Below are 16,836 nucleotides of genomic sequence, written 5' to 3'. Positions count from 1 at the left end.
AAAACCCAAAACATATGAATGTTTTGGGTTTTTTGTTGGTTACGGAAGGTCAATCAGTTTAACGGAAACAATATCCTGAACTGAAGTCAGCTCATTGACGACTTTATCATCTAAATGTTTATCAAAAGAAAGCATCATAATGGCTTCTCCGCCTTTTTCTTTACGGCCTACCTGCATGGTAGCGATATTGATATCGTTATCGCCGAGGATGCGTCCGACGCGTCCGATTACACCAGTCGTATCCTGGTGCTGGATATAAACGAGGTGGCCGGCAGGATTTAAGTCAATATTAAAGCCGTTCAGTTCAACGATTCGTTCACCGAAGTGAGGGATATACGTAGCCGTTAACGTAAATGTGCTCCGGTCTCCGGTTACTTTTACGCTGATGCAGTTATCATATCCTGATTCATTGGAGGAAATCTTCTCGCTGAAGCTGATTCCGCGTTCTTTTGCTACACCGCCGGCGTTCACTTCATTGACCGTTGAGTCTACACGCGGTTTTAAGAAACCGGACAGCAGGCTTTTTGTAATAAATGATGTTTCAAGTTTGGCGATGGTGCCTTCATATTGAATCGCAACATCTTTGACGGGTTCCTTCATACATTGTGACACGAGACTTCCGATTTTATCGGCAATTTGGTGATAAGGCTGGATTTTTTTGAATTCATCTTTCGTCATCGCAGGCAGATTGATCGCTGACATGACAGGCAGACCTTTTGCAAACTGCAGCACTTCTTCAGAAACCTGTGCCGCGACATTCAGCTGTGCTTCTTTCGTTGAAGCGCCTAAGTGAGGTGTGGCGATCACAAGCGGATGGTCGGGAAGCTTTGATTCAACTGGCGGTTCCACTTCAAACACGTCAAGGGCAGCGCCTGCGACATGGCCGCTTTCCAGCGCTTCCAAAAGCGCCGCTTCATCAATAATGCCGCCTCTTGCGCAGTTGATAAGACGGACGCCTTTTTTCGTTTTGGCAATGGTTTCTCTGTTAAGCAGTCCCTTTGTTTCCTTTGTTAAAGGCGTGTGGACGGTAATGATATCCGCGCTTTCAAGCACTTCTTCGAATGTCCGGCTGTTTACGCCGATTTTGCCGGCTCTCTCTTCGGTTAAGAAAGGATCGAATACATGAACCGTCATACCGAACGCTCTGGCGCGCTGGGCAATCTCACTTCCGATCCGGCCCAGACCGACAATGCCTAAAGTCTTTCCGTAGAGCTCCGCTCCGACAAAAGCCGTCCGGTTCCATTCTCTTGATTTTACTGAGATATTGGCTTGCGGGATGTGTCTCATTAATGAAGAAATCATCGCGAATGTATGCTCTGCCGTTGAAATGGTATTTCCATTCGGCGCGTTTATCACGATAACTCCATGTTTTGTGGCCTCATCAATATCGATGTTGTCTACGCCGACACCGGCTCTGCCGACGATTTTTAAAGAAGTCATCTTTTTAAACAATTCTTCGGTTACTTTTGTGGCACTGCGGACTAACAGGGCATCAAAGGTATGTAATTCATCTTCTGCATCCGCGACGTTTTTTTGAACAATTTCTATAAAGTCTGATTCCATCAGCGGCTTTAAGCCGTCATTGCTCATCTTATCTGAGACCAAAACTCGAAACATTGTTAGATTTCCTCCTAGTTTAGCTGACTAAATATCTGATAATTTATCATATTCTTAATAGAGTGTCAATGTGTATTGACGCAGTAAAGGAGAAAAGGAAGCCGATAATTCAGTTAAAATGGGCCTCATCAATATTTTATATAAAATTGAGCAGTTCTCTATACAATTACAATTTGATCATATATAATGTGAATAAATTCATAAGATCAATCTTCGGGGCAGGGTGAAATTCCCTACCGGCGGTGATGAGCATCACGCTCTAAGCCCGCGAGCTGCTTCGGCGGCAGGATCCGGTGAGATTCCGGAGCCGACAGTATAGTCTGGATGGGAGAAGATGGAGGTTCAGCAGACGTTTTGATGCTTATATCAAACGTTTCTTTGCCAAGCCTTAGTAAGCTCCCGCTTTTTAACAAAAGCGGTTTTTTTATTGGGGCGCAAAAGAACCTTTCCTCTTTTCGAGAGATTTGATCGAAAAGGAGAGAGCATTGTGAAAGTAAAAAAATTAGTTGTCATCAGTATGCTTAGCAGTATTGCGTTTGTGCTTATGCTGTTAAATTTCCCGTTTCCGGGGCTGCCGGATTACTTGAAAATTGATTTCAGTGACGTTCCTGCAATTATCGCCATTTTGGTTTACGGGCCTGCGGCGGGGATTGCGGTTGAAGCGATTAAAAATATTCTGCAGTATATCATTCAAGGAAGCATGGCCGGCGTGCCTGTCGGGCAGGCAGCCAATTTTATCGCGGGAACGCTGTTTATTCTGCCGACGGCGTTTATGTTTAAAAAGCTCAATTCTGCAAAAGGGCTTGCAGTGAGCCTGCTGGCCGGAACCGCGGCGATGACCGTGCTGATGAGTATTTTGAACTATATTCTTATCCTGCCCGCGTATACTTGGTTTTTACATTCACCAGCATTGTCAAACAGCCAGTTGAAAACGGCGGTTGTCGCAGGAATTCTGCCGTTTAACATTGTAAAAGGCATTATCATCACCATCGTCTTTACGTTCATCTTTACGAAGCTGAAACCTTGGATTGAACAAAAACGCAGCATCCAAACACAATAAAGGCTTAAAGCGTCCGCTCTGTGAAGAACAGCCGGACGCTTTTTTTGTTTGTGCTGATCTGCAAAAAAATAAGACTCCGGCCGATAACAGCCGGAGTCTTATTCAGGACGAAAAAGCTCCTCTCACGGGGAGGGCTTTTTTATTCGTATTTCAGCGGATCGCCTTCGAACGGTTCATCCGCAACTTTGATTGAATCAGTAGGGCATCCTTCAAATGCGTCAATCATATCTTCTTCCAGAACTTCCGGAACTTCGACGACACCTTTATTTTCGTCAAGCGTAACGAACGCAATGCCTTCATCATCATAATCATAAATGTCTGGTGCCGCAGCTCCGCAGGCGCCGCATGCAATACACGTATCTTTATCTACAATTGTGTACTTTGCCATGAATAAAACCTCCCAGATTGTTCGTGTTGGAACAAATGGTTTACCTTATATATTTTTAAATATAACACCTATTCCTCTTACTTATTGTAATGATGTTAGTGTCAAATTTCAACAGAAAAATGATTGAGAATGCTTATCACATAAGGGATTCTCTTTAGCACTTCCCCCTAAAAGATGACTTTAAACGTCAAATTTATATGAAAATCTGTTAAAATAAAAAGAACCAAAAAACGAAACTTGTCACAAAAGAAATGTAGGTGTGTTTAGATTGGCGATAAACTACTTTGATACCGTGGTTCTCGACTGTCTGGACAAAATAGACGGCGAACGGACTCCGAGTGCTGTGTTTCATTTATTAAAAGGAAAAAAGTCGTCTCAAACCATTCAGGATGCCGGCTTATTTCAGATCGCTAAATATTTCGGCATGGCTTCACAGTGTGAACGCGGCGATATTGCGGCTTCTTTGCATAAACTCACCGAGAACTCATACATTACAGCCGGAAAAGAAGAGGGAACGTGGAAAGTGACTGCGCGCGGCGTTCAAAGGCTTGAACGGGCGTTTGCCGAGCGGCCTTGGCCGAAGCACTGCCACGGCGCAAATTATCAAACGCCTGCCGTCATCCTGTGGAGGCGGCTTTCCCTGCTCATTCAAGTCCTGTCAAACAAAGAGCATCAATGCAGTCAATATATCCCGGTTACCAACGATGTGCAGACGCTGAGATGGGTCAAACGGTTCATGCGGAAAAACAGAGATGCTAAAGAGCTTTCCGTCCAAATGCATGACGCGCTGTTTCAGCTTCTGCATGGCGTAAGTGAACGGCAGGCGCTTATTTTTGTCTATTCTTTAACTTCATTCAACAGAATCGGCAAAACGAATAAGCAGCTCGCTCTCCAGCTGAACGAAGATGAATGGTATGTGTCCGTCCAGTTTTGGGGAGCGGTACATTATGTTATTCAATCGCTTCCGCAATGTGCATATCCCGCTCTGCGCGAGCTGTTGTCCGATCTGCAGGCGGAAAGCGCGCTTACACAGTCTGCCAGAAAAACCTTCGAGCTGTTGGAAAAAGGGTTTCCGATTGAACGGATCGCCGCGGTCAGAAATTTAAAAACCGCCACAATCGAAGACCATATCGTAGAAATATCATTGCATCAGCCTGCATTTTTTATAGAACAGTATCTTTCTGAAGAGGAACAGCGTATGATAACGGCATTTGCAAAACAGCATCAAACGAATAAAATTAAACGGATTCGCGAAGGAATGCAGATGCGCTTCAGCTATTTCCAGATCAGGCTGGCGCTGGCAAAGACGGTGAATCAGCATGACTGAGCTGCATAAAGCTTTATCCAGGTATTTTGGTTTGCATTCCTTTAAAAAAGGGCAGGAAGAGATTATGACTAGCGTTCTCCAAAAAAAGGATACGATCGCCATGCTTCCGACCGGCGGGGGGAAATCATTATGCTATCAGCTTCCGGGTTACATGATGGACGGGCTGGTGCTGATTATTTCACCGCTTCTTTCATTAATGGAAGATCAGGTGCAGCAGCTGAAAGCAAAAGGAGAAAAGCGGGTTGCGGCATTAAACAGCATGCTGAATTCCGCAGAGCGGCATTTTATTCTCAGCAACATCAGCCGGTATAAATTTCTCTATATGTCTCCTGAAGCCCTTTCTTCACCTTATGTACTGAACCGTTTGAAAAACGTTCCGGTCAGTTTATTTGTTATTGATGAGGCTCATTGCATATCAGAATGGGGACATGATTTCAGGCCTGATTATTCGAAGCTCGGGCCTTTCAGACAGGCACTCGGAAAGCCGCCTGTATTGGCGCTGACCGCAACAGCGACAAAAGAAACGCTCAGAGACGTGACGGATGTGCTCGGACTTGAGCATGCTGTGCGTCATCTTTATTCAGTCAACCGGCCGAATATTCTCCTGGCGGCAGAACATTTGGCTGATAATGCCGAAAAAATAAGCAGGCTCACGGAGCTTGCCGAAAAGCTTGAAGGGCCGGGTATCATATATTGTCCGACCAGAAAATGGGCGGAAGAGCTTGCGGCTGAGCTGAATGAAAAAACGGGAAAGCGGACGGATTATTATCACGGCGGAATGGATACAGGGGACAGAATCTTGATCCAGCAGCAATTTATCCATAACCAGCTTGATTGCATCTGCTGTACCAATGCGTTCGGCATGGGTGTGGATAAGTCAGATATCCGCTTTGTCATTCACTTTTATCCTCCCCAAACGGCCGAGGCCTTTATGCAGGAAATCGGCAGAGCGGGACGCGACGGCAGCCCGAGTGTCAGTATTTTGCTGAGGGCGCCCGGCGATACCGAGCTTCAGCAGCAGATTATTCAGACAGAAAGCCTGTCTGATTATGATCTGGAAGGCATTCTGGCCGTCATACGGGATGCCGGTACGGGTGATGAGCGAAAGCTTCGGGACGTTCTGATCAATAAGGGCGTTCAGGAAACACAGGCGCGAACGGCCGTCCACCTGTATCTGCAAGGAAAAACCACAAAAGAGCAGCTGCAGGAAGAACTGACATACCGCGTGGAAAAGAAGCTGCGTAAAATGAACCGTTTTTCGGCGTTATTAGAGCGGAAAGAATGTATAAGAGAAGCGCTGCTGTCTTATTTTGATGAATCGTATGAGCCTGAAGGTCAAACCGGACAATGCTGCAGCAGCTGCGGACTTGATCTGGCTCCGTACGAGCAAAAAGGAGAACGGAAAAACATGGAACGGTTTGAAGATTGGAAGCTGGAATTAGGCCGGATTTTCGGTTCAGAGTCTGCGGGTGAGTTCAGCTGAGACGGCAAAGCGAATTGATCCAGCAGCTCTCAGACCGGGAGATTGTGATACAGCTGTATGCCACCCAATTGCTCATATTGGCGGTTTCAGCTGTTATCGGCTTTTTCTTTTTCACCGACATTCACGATTTTTTAAAGCTGTGGCATATACGTGACGATAATATCATATGGTACGGTGTAACTCTTGCCGTCCTTGTCATTTTTGCCGATCTGGCGGTGATGAAATGGTGTCCTTCGCATTTATATGATGACGGCGGCATTAATGTATTGCTTTTTAAGAACAGGCCGGTTCTGCACATTTTATTTTTGACGCTTCTCATTTCGTTCAGCGAAGAGATTTTGTTCAGAGGCGTTCTGCAGACACATATCGGCTTATGGGCCGCCAGCTTCATTTTTACCGTGCTTCATTTCAGATACATGGCGAAGTGGCTTCTGTTTATGATGGTTGCGGGCATCAGTCTTTTGCTGGGGCTTATCTATGAATGGACCGGCAATTTATTCGTTCCGGTTACAGCGCATTTTATTATTGATGCGGTATTTGCCTGTCAGATCCGTTTTCAATATGTTAGGAGGGGTTTCTATGACGGAAATGTCAAGAGTTGAAAGAAGAAAAGCTCAGCTGCGTGCCGAGCAGCAGGTTGCCGCGGCCGCGGATGAACAAATTGAATATCTTGAAGACAGCCTCCCGACAAGACAATCTGTAAAAGAGGAGCGTAAAAAAAAGGAAGAGCAGGTGAAGGAAAAAACCAAAACAAAAACGCCGCTGTTCACTTTTCTGACCGTCCTGTTCATTATCGTAACAATCGGTGTCTTTTTCGGTCTTCTTTATATGACGAACAGCAGCAGATTTGACCCGAAGGACTATGAAGATGTCTTCATTGACCACAGTGAAAGCGCGCCTGCCGTTATTCCGAAAGGCGCTCAGAAAGAAACGTCAGAAACCGCTCTTTTAGAACAACCGAAAAAAAAGTCTGACGACAAAGATAAGAAAGAAGCGGCTGCATCTGAAAAAACAAAAGAAAAACCAAGTGAAAAAACACCTGAAAAAACGGAAACACCCTCAGAAAAACAAGTAAAGCCGACAGACACCGAATACGCGGAGACAAAACAGCAGTCTCCGCCGGCTGTCCGTGAAAAAGCGGCTCCGGCTGCCGCGAGTGATCAAGCCGGGACTGTCCCGAAAAAAGTGCGGACCGTACAGCATACTGTACAGCCGAAAGAAACGCTTTACCGCATTTCAATGAAATATTATAAAAGCCGGGCGGGCGAAGAGAAAATCCGCAGCTACAACGGATTAAACGGAAACGACGTGTACACCGGCCAGGTTCTGAACATTCCGCTGTCTGATTAATATGCATGTTTTCACCGTGTTTTTCATATAGTGTACCAATGAAAACGGACAAGGTGTGAAGCGCATGGATTCTTTATGGAAGCAATTAGACCGATTTGCTGACGGACCGACGAAACAAATGCTTCAGGCGCTGGTGAAACGGAAATTAAAATACGAAAATTATGCCGCACAATGCCGAAGATGGCAGTGGGCGTCCCTCGTTTGTTTTTCCCTGATGTGTATACTGCTGATGTTTAAAAGCTTTAATGCCCCCCAAGCCTCTCCGCAGCTGATTCTGCAGGAAATATTAGGCCATACGGTTTATTTGTGCTGGATTATGGCTTCCGCTTTTGCGTATTGCACTTCTTATTATTTTAAAAAAAAGGAAGAAAAAGCTGAGGGTGAATTTCATAAACTGAGATGTGAAATTATCCAAAAAAGCACGGATTTATGGCCCCAGCCTGAAAAATGGAGGGCGAGAGAATCTGTTTTTCACTTGATGAAACATCGGTATGATATCAATCTTTATTTTGAAAGCAAATAAAATGAGGCGTTTTCCGGAAAGGATAGAAACGTCTTTTTTTGTTTGTCCGTCTAATGTAAGACAATGACAGAATGGAGAGTGCGTTTATGAAGCTTACAGCGGGAATTCTCGGCTCATTGGCGGGAGCGGCTGCGGTTATGGCGGCCGTCATGTACAAAACGGCAAACGGCAGCCATCTGAAAACACATACATTTACGCTTGATAAAATGAAAGGGATGAAGCCGCTCACCATCTTCTTTATATCTGACGTGCACCGCCGTTTAATTGATGAAAAGCTTCTCCGCGAAGCGGCAGTTTATAAGCCGGATGCCGTTTTGCTCGGCGGTGATTTGGCGGAGGGCGGAGTTCCTTACGCCAGAATTGAAGAAAACATCAAACGTCTGACGGCTCTCGCGCCTGTCATTTATGTGTGGGGAAATAATGATTACGAGGTCAGCCAGCAAAAATTGCTCTCACTTTTACGGGCATACAAAGTGATCCCGCTGAGAAATGAATCGGTTCAGTTTGCTTATAAAGGGGAAACCGTTACGATCTGCGGGGTGGATGATATCAGGATGATGATGGATGATTACGAAGCTGCAATCAGATATACGGATGCTGATAAAGTAAACCTCCTGCTTTGCCATAACCCCGACATCCATGAGCAGATGAGGGAGTCTGACGGGATTGACGCTGTGTTCAGCGGCCATACGCATGGCGGCCAAATCCGTTTCGGCCGGTTCGGGCCGTACGAATTGGGCGGGACGGGAACGGTAAAAAAAGCGCATTATCTGATCAGCAACGGCTACGGGACGACAAAAGTTCCGCTGAGGCTCGGGGCGAAGCCGGAGACGCATATGATTACGCTGTGCGGACCGGATGAGCCGTTTTCCTGAAACAAATCCGGCCGCGGTGATAAAAAACGGCATTCTGCTTGTCTTCCCGCTGTACACGGTGTAAACTGATAACAAATTAAGAACCTATGACTCATTTATTCATATACTGTGTTATATGATTTGTGTGCAAGAAGAGGCAGGAGGGAACATTATGCGGCTTGAGCGTCTGAACTATAATAAGATTAAAATCTTTTTAACCCTCGACGATCTGACTGATCGGGGACTGACAAAAGAAGACCTCTGGAAGGACTCGTTTAAAGTCCACCAGTTATTTAAAGATATGATGAATGAAGCAAATACAGAGCTCGGCTTTGAAGCGAATGGTCCGATCGCGGTGGAAGTATATTCTCTTCAGGCACAAGGTATGGTTGTGATTGTAACGAAAAATCATGACGCGGCCGCAGAAGATGACGAATATGACGATGATTATATCGAGATGCAGGTCAAACTTGACGAAAGCCCGGATATTATTTATCAGTTCCATTCGTTTGAAGATATCATTCAGCTAGCCGGAAGCCTTCACCGAATCGGGATTACCGGCGGCACCGTCTACCACTATGAGAACCAATACTATGTAAGCCTTGAAGACCTCGGCTCCCGTTCCGCCGAAGGTGTCATCGCGGTGCTGGCTGAATACGGACACCCGGCGACGATTACGATTTACAGGCTCCATGAGTACGGAAAACTCATCATGGACGGCAATGCTGTGGAGACCATCCAGAAACATTTTTCATAAAAAAGATTTGAAACGGCAGCTGTTTTCAGCGGCCGTCTTTTTTTAAGCGAAATAATGGAAAAATCATTGTCTTTCTTCTATGCACGGAGATATTGAAGGTGTATACTAGTCACTGAAAGGGAGCATGAGAGAAACAGAAGATTTTAGGAGGTTAACTCAAATGGCAGCCGATCGATTCACCGGTCATAATGAAGAAGACAAACATGATGTATTAAAATCAACCCAAACCGTAATACATAAAGCTCTGGAAAAATTGGGGTATCCAGAAGAAGTGTATGAACTGCTGAAAGAGCCGCTCAGATTATTAACGGTTAAAATTCCTGTTCGGATGGATGACGGGTCTGTGAAAATATTTACAGGCTATCGTGCGCAGCACAATGATTCCGTAGGTCCGACAAAAGGCGGCATTCGTTTTCACCCGAATGTAACTGAAAAAGAGGTGAAAGCACTTTCCATCTGGATGAGTTTAAAATGCGGAATTATTGATCTTCCTTATGGCGGTGGTAAAGGCGGAATTGTTTGTGATCCGAGAAATATGTCATTCAGAGAGCTTGAAAGGCTGAGCAGGGGATATGTCAGAGCAATCAGTCAGATTGTCGGACCGACTAAAGACGTCCCGGCACCTGACGTATTTACAAACTCGCAGATTATGGCTTGGATGATGGATGAATATTCAAGAATTGATGAATTTAACTCACCCGGCTTTATTACGGGAAAACCGCTTGTACTCGGCGGGTCCCACGGCAGGGAATCAGCTACGGCAAAAGGCGTTACCATCTGTATAAAAGAAGCGGCCAAGAAAAAAGGTCTCGATATTCAGAACGCGCGCGTCGTCGTACAAGGTTTCGGAAATGCGGGCAGCTATCTGGCCAAGTTTATGCATGACGCCGGCGCGAAAGTTGTCGGAATTTCTGACGCGTACGGAGGCCTTTACGATCCGGACGGTCTTGATATTGATTATCTGCTTGACCGCAGAGACAGCTTCGGAACGGTGACGAAGCTTTTCAATGACACCATTACGAATCAGGAGCTGCTTGAGCTGGACTGTGATATACTTGTCCCGGCGGCGATCGAAAACCAAATTACAGAAGAAAACGCTGACCGCATCAAAGCGAAAATCGTTGTAGAAGCGGCAAACGGACCGACGACACTGGAAGGAACGAAAATCCTGACAGACAAAGGAACGCTGCTGGTTCCCGATGTTCTGGCGAGCGCCGGCGGTGTAACGGTTTCTTATTTCGAATGGGTTCAAAACAACCAAGGCTTCTACTGGAGTGAAGAAGAAGTCGAGGAAAAACTGGAAAATATGATGATAAAATCGTTTAATAATATTTATGAAATGTCCCAAAACCGCCGGATTGACATGAGGCTTGCGGCTTACATGGTCGGCGTGCGGAAAATGGCTGAGGCTTCGCGTTTCAGAGGCTGGATATAAACCAATCGTTTGCATAAACAAAAAAAATCTCCTATGATAATATAGGAGATTTTTTATATGAGTGGAAACTTATGATGGAAATGCCAATCGCAGGAGTTGAAGGACATGACAGAAGAAAAAGCAATTATAATAGGCGGAGGTCCTTGCGGATTATCGGCGGCTATACATCTGAAGCAAATTGGCGTGAACGCGCTTGTGATCGAAAAAGGGAATGTCGTAAACAGCATTTATAACTATCCGACCCACCAAACTTTTTTCAGTTCAAGTGAAAAATTGGAGATCGGCGATGTTGCCTTTATTACGGAAAACAGAAAACCGGTCCGAATACAGGCTCTCTCTTACTACAGAGAGGTCGTCAGAAGAAAAGAGCTGCGCGTAAACGCCTTTGAAACAGTGGAGCGCGTAACGAAACAGGAAGACGGCCGTTTTCTTGTAGAAACATCAAAAGACCGCTACCTCACTCCGTTTTGTATCATTGCGACAGGATATTATGATCATCCGAATTATATGAACATCCCGGGTGAAGGGCTTCCTAAGGTATTTCATTACTTTAAAGAAGGCCATCCTTATTTTGATAAAGATGTTGCTGTGATCGGCGGGAAAAACTCAAGTGTTGACGCGGCTTTGGAACTGGTGAAGTCCGGTGCGCGCGTCACTGTGCTCTACAGAGGACATGAGTACTCCCCGAGCATCAAGCCGTGGATTCTGCCTGAGTTTGAGGCCCTTGTCAGAAACGGCACAATCCGGATGGAATTCGGCGCTTGTCTTGAAGAAGTGACGGAAGATGAAATCATTTTCCGCTCCGGCCGAAATGAGACGGTCCGGCTGAAAAACGATTTCGTATTTGCCATGACGGGATACCATCCCGATCACGGTTTCCTCGAAAAAATCGGTGTGCGGATTGATGCTGAATCAGGCCGGCCGTTTTTCCGGGAAGAAACGATGGAAACAAATGTTGACGGTGTTTTTATCGCCGGAGTCATTGCGGCTGGAAATAACGCCAATGAAATTTTTATCGAGAACGGCCGTTTTCACGGCGGCTTGATCGCAAACGAAATATCAAAACGGCTGGGTAGAGAGAGCATATGATCATTCATATGCTCTTTTTTAAAAAAATTGAAAGATGTAAAAATATGAACAACATGGTACCATAGATATAGGAATATAAAGGAAAGAGGTTGCCTGATGTTTGCAATCATCTCTGCAGGAATTGCTCCCGGCATTGCGCTGTTAAGCTATTTTTATTTAAAAGATCAGTATGACAATGAACCCGTACATATGGTGCTGAGGTCTTTTTTTCTCGGGGTTGTCCTTGTGTTTCCGACCATGTTTATCCAATATGTTCTTGAAAAAGAGCATGTGGGGGGAGGAAGCTTTTTCGTTTCGTTTTTGTCTTCGGGATTTCTGGAAGAATCGGTGAAATGGTTCGTTCTGATGATCAGTGTGTATCCGCATGCTCATTTTGATGAGCATTATGACGGAATCGTTTACGGGGCCAGTGTGTCTTTAGGATTTGCCACGCTTGAAAATATTCTGTATCTATTCGGCCACGGCGTTGAGCATGCTTTCATCAGGGCGCTTCTGCCGGTCTCCTGCCATGCGCTGATCGGAGTGATTATGGGATTTTATCTCGGAAAAGCCCGCTTTTCGCAGAAAAAAGCCCGTGTCAAATGGCTTGTGATTTCGCTGGCCGTGCCTTCATGTCTGCACGGTTCTTACGATTTTATTCTTACCGCCCTCAATCATTGGGTATATTATATGCTGCCGTTTATGCTGTTTTTATGGTGGTTCGGGCTGCGAAAGGCAAAAAAAGCACGCTCCGTCAATATGATCCAAGTGTGAAGAAACCGCGCGTCGCGTGCGGTTTCTTTTTTATGCCTTGACAGGGGATAAGAAGGAAACGTGCATAAAAATAACCTCGTGACAGACAATACGGGTACACTTTAAATTTTGCAGTAGGAGGCTTGAAGAGATGAAGTGCAAAGGAGCCTTTATGGCATGTCTCATTCTATTTTCTTTCGCCGCCGCTTTCTTCGATCATCATGAAACGGTTCATGCGTTTTCAAATCAAGTGATTCAAAGAGGCGCGACGGGTGATGATGTTATAGAATTGCAGGCCCGTCTTCAATATAACGGATTTTATAACGGGAAAATCGATGGTGTTTACGGCTGGACCACATACTGGGCCGTGAGAAATTTTCAGGAGAAATTCGGCATGAAGCCGGTTGACGGCCTCGTCGGCGCGAAAACCAAACAGGTGCTGATTTCAAAATCAAAATATTACCGTGAATATGTAATGGAGCAGATCCAAAAAGGGAATACGTTCACTCATTATGGCAACGTCCCATTGGAAAACCAAACAAAACCGAGAGCCGGAACGCAGAAGCCGGCGGGAACGAATAAGCCTGCTCAAAAGCCGCAAAACAATACAGGCGGTCAGTCAAATCAAAAGCAAAATACGACAGCGGCCAATATGCCTGGCGGTTTCTCAAACAACGACATCAATCTTTTGGCACAGGCTGTGTACGGGGAAGCGCGCGGTGAGCCGTTTGAAGGGCAGGTTGCCATCGCCGCGGTTATTTTAAACCGTATTAAAAGCCCGTTATTTCCGAATACGGTGGCCGGCGTCATTTTCGAACCGCTCGCGTTTACCGCTGTTGCCGACGGCCAAATATATATGCAGCCGAATGAAAGAGCAAAAGAAGCGGTTCTTGATGCAATCAACGGCTGGGACCCTTCTGAAAACGCGATTTATTATTTCAATCCTGATACGGCGACAAGCAAATGGATTTGGGGACGTCCGCAGATAAAAAGAATCGGAAAACACATTTTCTGTGAGTAAAAGTACGAAAAATGAGGTGTTAACATGATTAGAGGAATCATTATCGCTGTTCTCGGTGTCGCGATCGCCGCAACCGGATATTGGGGATATAAAGAGCATCAGGAAAAAGATGCGGTCCTTCTGCACGCGGAAAATAATTATCAGAGGGCTTTTCATGAACTGACGTACCATGTTGATCAGCTTCACGACAAAATCGGGACGACGCTTGCAATGAACAGTAAAAAATCTCTGTCTCCGGCGCTCATTGATGTATGGAGAATTACATCTGAAGCACATAACAATGTGAGCCAGCTGCCCCTGACTCTCATGCCTTTTAATAAGACGGAGGAGTTTTTATCCAATATAGGAGATTTCAGCTATAAAACATCCGTCCGGGATTTAGACCAAAAACCGCTTGATAAGAAAGAATATACAACACTGAACAGCCTGTACAAACAGGCCGAGAACATTCAAAACCAGCTCCGCAACGTTCAGCATCTCGTCATGAGCAAAAATTTACGGTGGATGGATGTTGAAATGGCGCTCGCCTCTGACAAAAAACAAAGCGATAATACGATCGTCGACAGCTTTAAAACAGTCGAAAAAAATGTAGGCGCTTTTTCTGAAGACAGTACCAGCCCTACGTTTACAAGCGCAAATACAGAACGAAAAGGTTTTACGCATCTGAAAGGAAAACAAATTACGGAAAAAGAAGCGGTAAAAATCGCGGAACGGTTTGCGCCTGATCATAATTATTCCATTAAAGTGGTCAAAAGCGGCCGGAAGACGAATCGGGATGTATACAGTATCCGCATGAATGACGCGGATCACAAATCTTTTATCTATATGGATATTACCCAAAAAGGGGGACATCCTGTCTATTTGATTCAAAAACGGGGCGTGAAGAAACAAAAGATCAGCCTCAATGAAGCATCTAACCGGGCCGTCGCGTTTTTAAAGAAAAACGGATATGAAACAAAAGGCCTCGAAATTGATGAAAGCGCGCAATATAATAACATCGGCGTCTTTTCTTTTATTCCCGTGGAGAAAAACGTCCGCATTTATCCGGAAGCCATCCGAATGAAAGTGGCGCTGGATGATGGTGAAGTCGTCGGTTTTTCCGCGCGTGATTACCTGGCGGCGCACCGCACGAGAACGATTCCGGCTCCCGCTTTGTCAGCTGATGAAGCGAAAGCGAAGCTGAATAAAAATGTTGAAGTGAGGGAGACCCGGCAGGCGCTGATCACGAATGAACTCGGTCAGGAAGTGCTTTGCTACGAAATGCTCGGGACGATCGGGAAAGACACGTATCAAATGTTCATTAATGCGGACGACGGAAAAGAGGAAAAAATAGAAAAATTAAAAAGTGCAGAACCTATATATAAAGACCTATAAAAATAAAGGAGGAAAGGACTAAAAGTCTTTTCCTTTTTTTCATTACATGCTTTAATAAAAGCATAAATAATGAAAGAGTGAAGGCCCATGATAGCTGTCGGAGATTATATTTGGATTGAATACATAGAGAACAATGAGCCCAAAAAAGCGAGGAGCAAAGCAGTAAGCGTTGAAAACGGCGAACTCCATATCTCATATCCCGTCGATCTGGATTCGGGACGGACGGTCTTTTTGCATAAAGGATTGGAAATAACAGCGGAATTTATGGGGAATGGCCAAGTACCGTATCAATTTAAAAGCATAATCAAAGGAAAGAAAAAAGAACCCATCCCGATGATCGGATTGGACATCCCCCCTCAGGAGGAAATGAAGCGGATTCAAAGACGCCGATACGTCCGTGCAGACGCAGTATTGGATGTATCCGTCAAAATGGAAGCGAAAAAAACCGCTTTCCAAACGGTTTCCTCTAATATCAGCGCCGGCGGAATCGCTGTTGTGATGCCTGAGCATATTTCCGCGGAACCAGGTGAAAAGCTGTATGTCTCATTTTCGCTTCCCGGCAAGGAAAATGAGGCGGATATAACGGCCGAGGCTCTTACCCAGCGGATTTTTTATGATGAAAAGGCGGATAAACAAAAAATGACGCTTGAATTTACAGAAATCGGCCCCGCAGCGCAGCAGCTTTTACTCCAATATTGTATGCGCGCGCAGCTGCAGCAGAGAAGAAACAGTCTGTCGGAATAAACAGCAGCGCACTTTTCCATACTAATCCTAATGGAGGTGCGCGTGTATGAAAACGTTTGAACGTCTGCTGGTCAAATTGGTCTGCATTCAGCTTATCATTTTGGGCGCGGTGCAGTTTTTGCTTCATTATCAGCCTATTGAACCTTATATTTCGAAAGCTGTGAAATATGAGGGAGTTGATAAAATGGAGAAAAAAGAATGGATTGAAACGGTAAAGCGGTAAATCAGCTCAATTTTTTCGCCCCTTTTCCGGCAGTTCATGATACAATCCATAGAGGAGTAAAGAGCAAGGAGAGAGATTATGGACAAGAAATTATCAATTGCGATCGACGGGCCGGCCGCTGCCGGAAAAAGCACCGTTGCTAAAATAGTGGCTGAGAAAAAATCATATGTGTACATTGATACAGGAGCGATGTATCGTGCCATTACATATACGGCGCTCAAGCAGAATGCCGATTTAACTGATGAAGCCGCGCTTACAGAGCTGCTGAAGCGTACGGAAATTGAGCTTGTATCCGCTCCGGAAGGACAAATCGTTCTGGTAAACGGAGAAGATGTGACAGAAGAAATCCGAAAAGACGAAGTCAGCAACCAAGTATCAATCGCCGCCAAGCATAAAGGCGTCAGAGAAGAAATGGTCAAAAGACAGCAGCAGCTCGGAGAAAAAGGCGGTGTCGTCATGGACGGCCGTGATATCGGTACTCATGTGCTGCCTGATGCCGAAGTGAAAATTTTTCTGCTCGCGTCCGTAGAGGAAAGAGCGAAGCGCCGATATGAAGAGAATAAGAAAAAAGGCTATGACGTGAATTACGAGACGCTCATTGAAGAAATTGCCAGACGCGACAAACTCGATTCAGAGAGGGAAGTTTCCCCGCTGCGCAAAGCGGAAGACGCGATTGAAATCGATACGACGTCACTAAGCATTGCCGAAGTCGCAGGGAAAATTCTGGAGATCGTTGAACAGAAATCACGTTAAGCCCGGGCGGAGCGCTTTATAATTTTTTTCGAAAGACAAGATGTTATTGCTTGACAAACCAGTCCATTTATTAGAAGTTAATACTAATAAAACTTTTTATTGATCA

At 45.3% G+C, this 16,836-nt stretch carries 18 protein-coding genes and 1 riboswitch; of the genes, 16 read left to right on the top strand and 2 right to left on the bottom strand.

Annotation, left to right across the window (positions count from 1 at the left end; genetic code table 11):
• Window positions 1-39: 39 nt before the first annotated feature.
• Window positions 40-1,617: a phosphoglycerate dehydrogenase gene (gene serA, locus GNE05_RS12045; protein WP_003153401.1), complete on the bottom strand. Its 1,578-nt coding sequence runs from the start codon at window positions 1,615-1,617 to the stop codon at window positions 40-42.
• Window positions 1,618-1,822: 205 nt separating this feature from the next.
• A riboswitch (FMN riboswitch) is annotated at window positions 1,823-1,957 on the top strand.
• A 147-nt stretch (window positions 1,958-2,104) separates the two neighbouring features.
• Between serA and GNE05_RS12040 the strand changes: the two genes are divergently transcribed.
• Window positions 2,105-2,677, top strand: coding sequence for a riboflavin transporter FmnP (locus GNE05_RS12040; protein ID WP_003153402.1), 573 nt, complete (start codon window positions 2,105-2,107; stop codon window positions 2,675-2,677).
• Window positions 2,678-2,816: 139 nt separating this feature from the next.
• Here the strand turns inward: GNE05_RS12040 and GNE05_RS12035 are convergent, their stop codons facing one another.
• Complete coding sequence (locus tag GNE05_RS12035; RefSeq protein WP_003153403.1) at window positions 2,817-3,065, bottom strand: ferredoxin; 249 nt, start codon at window positions 3,063-3,065, stop codon at window positions 2,817-2,819.
• A gap of 268 nt (window positions 3,066-3,333) precedes the next feature.
• Between GNE05_RS12035 and GNE05_RS12030 the strand changes: the two genes are divergently transcribed.
• The 15 genes from GNE05_RS12030 to cmk all read left to right on the top strand — a co-directional run bounded on the left by GNE05_RS12030 (window position 3,334) and on the right by cmk (window position 16,730).
• Window positions 3,334-4,392, top strand: a complete 1,059-nt coding sequence (locus GNE05_RS12030; RefSeq protein WP_156734856.1) for a YpbB family protein — start codon at window positions 3,334-3,336, stop codon at window positions 4,390-4,392.
• Window positions 4,385-5,875, top strand: a complete 1,491-nt coding sequence (locus GNE05_RS12025; RefSeq protein WP_160182843.1) for a RecQ family ATP-dependent DNA helicase — start codon at window positions 4,385-4,387, stop codon at window positions 5,873-5,875. The genes GNE05_RS12030 and GNE05_RS12025 overlap by 8 nt, the downstream gene beginning before the upstream one ends.
• A 14-nt stretch (window positions 5,876-5,889) precedes the next feature.
• Window positions 5,890-6,477 (top strand): CPBP family intramembrane glutamic endopeptidase, encoded by a 588-nt coding sequence (locus GNE05_RS12020; RefSeq protein ID WP_025649801.1) that lies wholly within the window; start codon window positions 5,890-5,892, stop codon window positions 6,475-6,477.
• Entirely contained in the window at window positions 6,455-7,225 is a 771-nt protein-coding gene (locus GNE05_RS12015) for a LysM peptidoglycan-binding domain-containing protein (protein WP_071391679.1), read from the top strand. Before GNE05_RS12020 ends, GNE05_RS12015 begins: the two co-directional genes overlap by 23 nt.
• Window positions 7,226-7,289: 64 nt before the next feature.
• Entirely contained in the window at window positions 7,290-7,748 is a 459-nt protein-coding gene (locus GNE05_RS12010) for a YpbF family protein (RefSeq protein WP_007409443.1), read from the top strand.
• Between the two features lie 86 nt (window positions 7,749-7,834).
• A complete protein-coding gene (locus GNE05_RS12005) occupies window positions 7,835-8,623 on the top strand; it encodes a metallophosphoesterase (protein WP_003153411.1) in 789 nt (262 codons plus the stop codon).
• 151 nt (window positions 8,624-8,774) lie between these two features.
• The gene (locus GNE05_RS12000; RefSeq protein ID WP_160182842.1) at window positions 8,775-9,359 is read left to right on the top strand and encodes a genetic competence negative regulator; all 585 of its coding nucleotides are present in this window, start codon (window positions 8,775-8,777) and stop codon (window positions 9,357-9,359) included.
• 160 nt (window positions 9,360-9,519) lie between these two features.
• Window positions 9,520-10,794: an NAD-specific glutamate dehydrogenase gene (gudB, locus tag GNE05_RS11995; protein ID WP_003153413.1), complete on the top strand. Its 1,275-nt coding sequence runs from the start codon at window positions 9,520-9,522 to the stop codon at window positions 10,792-10,794.
• A 105-nt stretch (window positions 10,795-10,899) separates the two neighbouring features.
• The gene (locus tag GNE05_RS11990; RefSeq protein WP_014418270.1) at window positions 10,900-11,883 is read left to right on the top strand and encodes a YpdA family putative bacillithiol disulfide reductase; all 984 of its coding nucleotides are present in this window, start codon (window positions 10,900-10,902) and stop codon (window positions 11,881-11,883) included.
• Between the two features lie 96 nt (window positions 11,884-11,979).
• Entirely contained in the window at window positions 11,980-12,636 is a 657-nt protein-coding gene (gene prsW, locus GNE05_RS11985) for a glutamic-type intramembrane protease PrsW (RefSeq protein WP_003153415.1), read from the top strand.
• 130 nt (window positions 12,637-12,766) lie between these two features.
• A complete protein-coding gene (sleB, locus tag GNE05_RS11980; protein WP_007409447.1) occupies window positions 12,767-13,636 on the top strand; it encodes a spore cortex-lytic enzyme in 870 nt (289 codons plus the stop codon).
• 24 nt (window positions 13,637-13,660) lie between these two features.
• Window positions 13,661-15,010 carry a germination protein YpeB gene (gene ypeB / locus GNE05_RS11975; RefSeq protein ID WP_160182841.1) on the top strand — a complete coding sequence of 450 codons (1,350 nt, stop codon included), beginning with the start codon at window positions 13,661-13,663 and terminating at the stop codon, window positions 15,008-15,010.
• An 87-nt stretch (window positions 15,011-15,097) separates the two neighbouring features.
• Window positions 15,098-15,754, top strand: coding sequence for a flagellar brake protein (locus GNE05_RS11970; RefSeq protein WP_015388063.1), 657 nt, complete (start codon window positions 15,098-15,100; stop codon window positions 15,752-15,754).
• Between the two features lie 46 nt (window positions 15,755-15,800).
• Window positions 15,801-15,977, top strand: coding sequence for a YpfB family protein (locus tag GNE05_RS11965; RefSeq protein WP_003153420.1), 177 nt, complete (start codon window positions 15,801-15,803; stop codon window positions 15,975-15,977).
• A 78-nt stretch (window positions 15,978-16,055) separates the two neighbouring features.
• A complete protein-coding gene (gene cmk / locus GNE05_RS11960) occupies window positions 16,056-16,730 on the top strand; it encodes a (d)CMP kinase (RefSeq protein WP_061862337.1) in 675 nt (224 codons plus the stop codon).
• Window positions 16,731-16,836: the final 106 nt, after the last annotated feature.

This window comes from Bacillus sp. AM1(2019) (assembly GCF_009906915.1).
In the GTDB taxonomy this organism is placed as follows: domain Bacteria; phylum Bacillota; class Bacilli; order Bacillales; family Bacillaceae; genus Bacillus; species Bacillus velezensis.
This window is presented reverse-complemented; position numbering and strand designations above follow the sequence as displayed.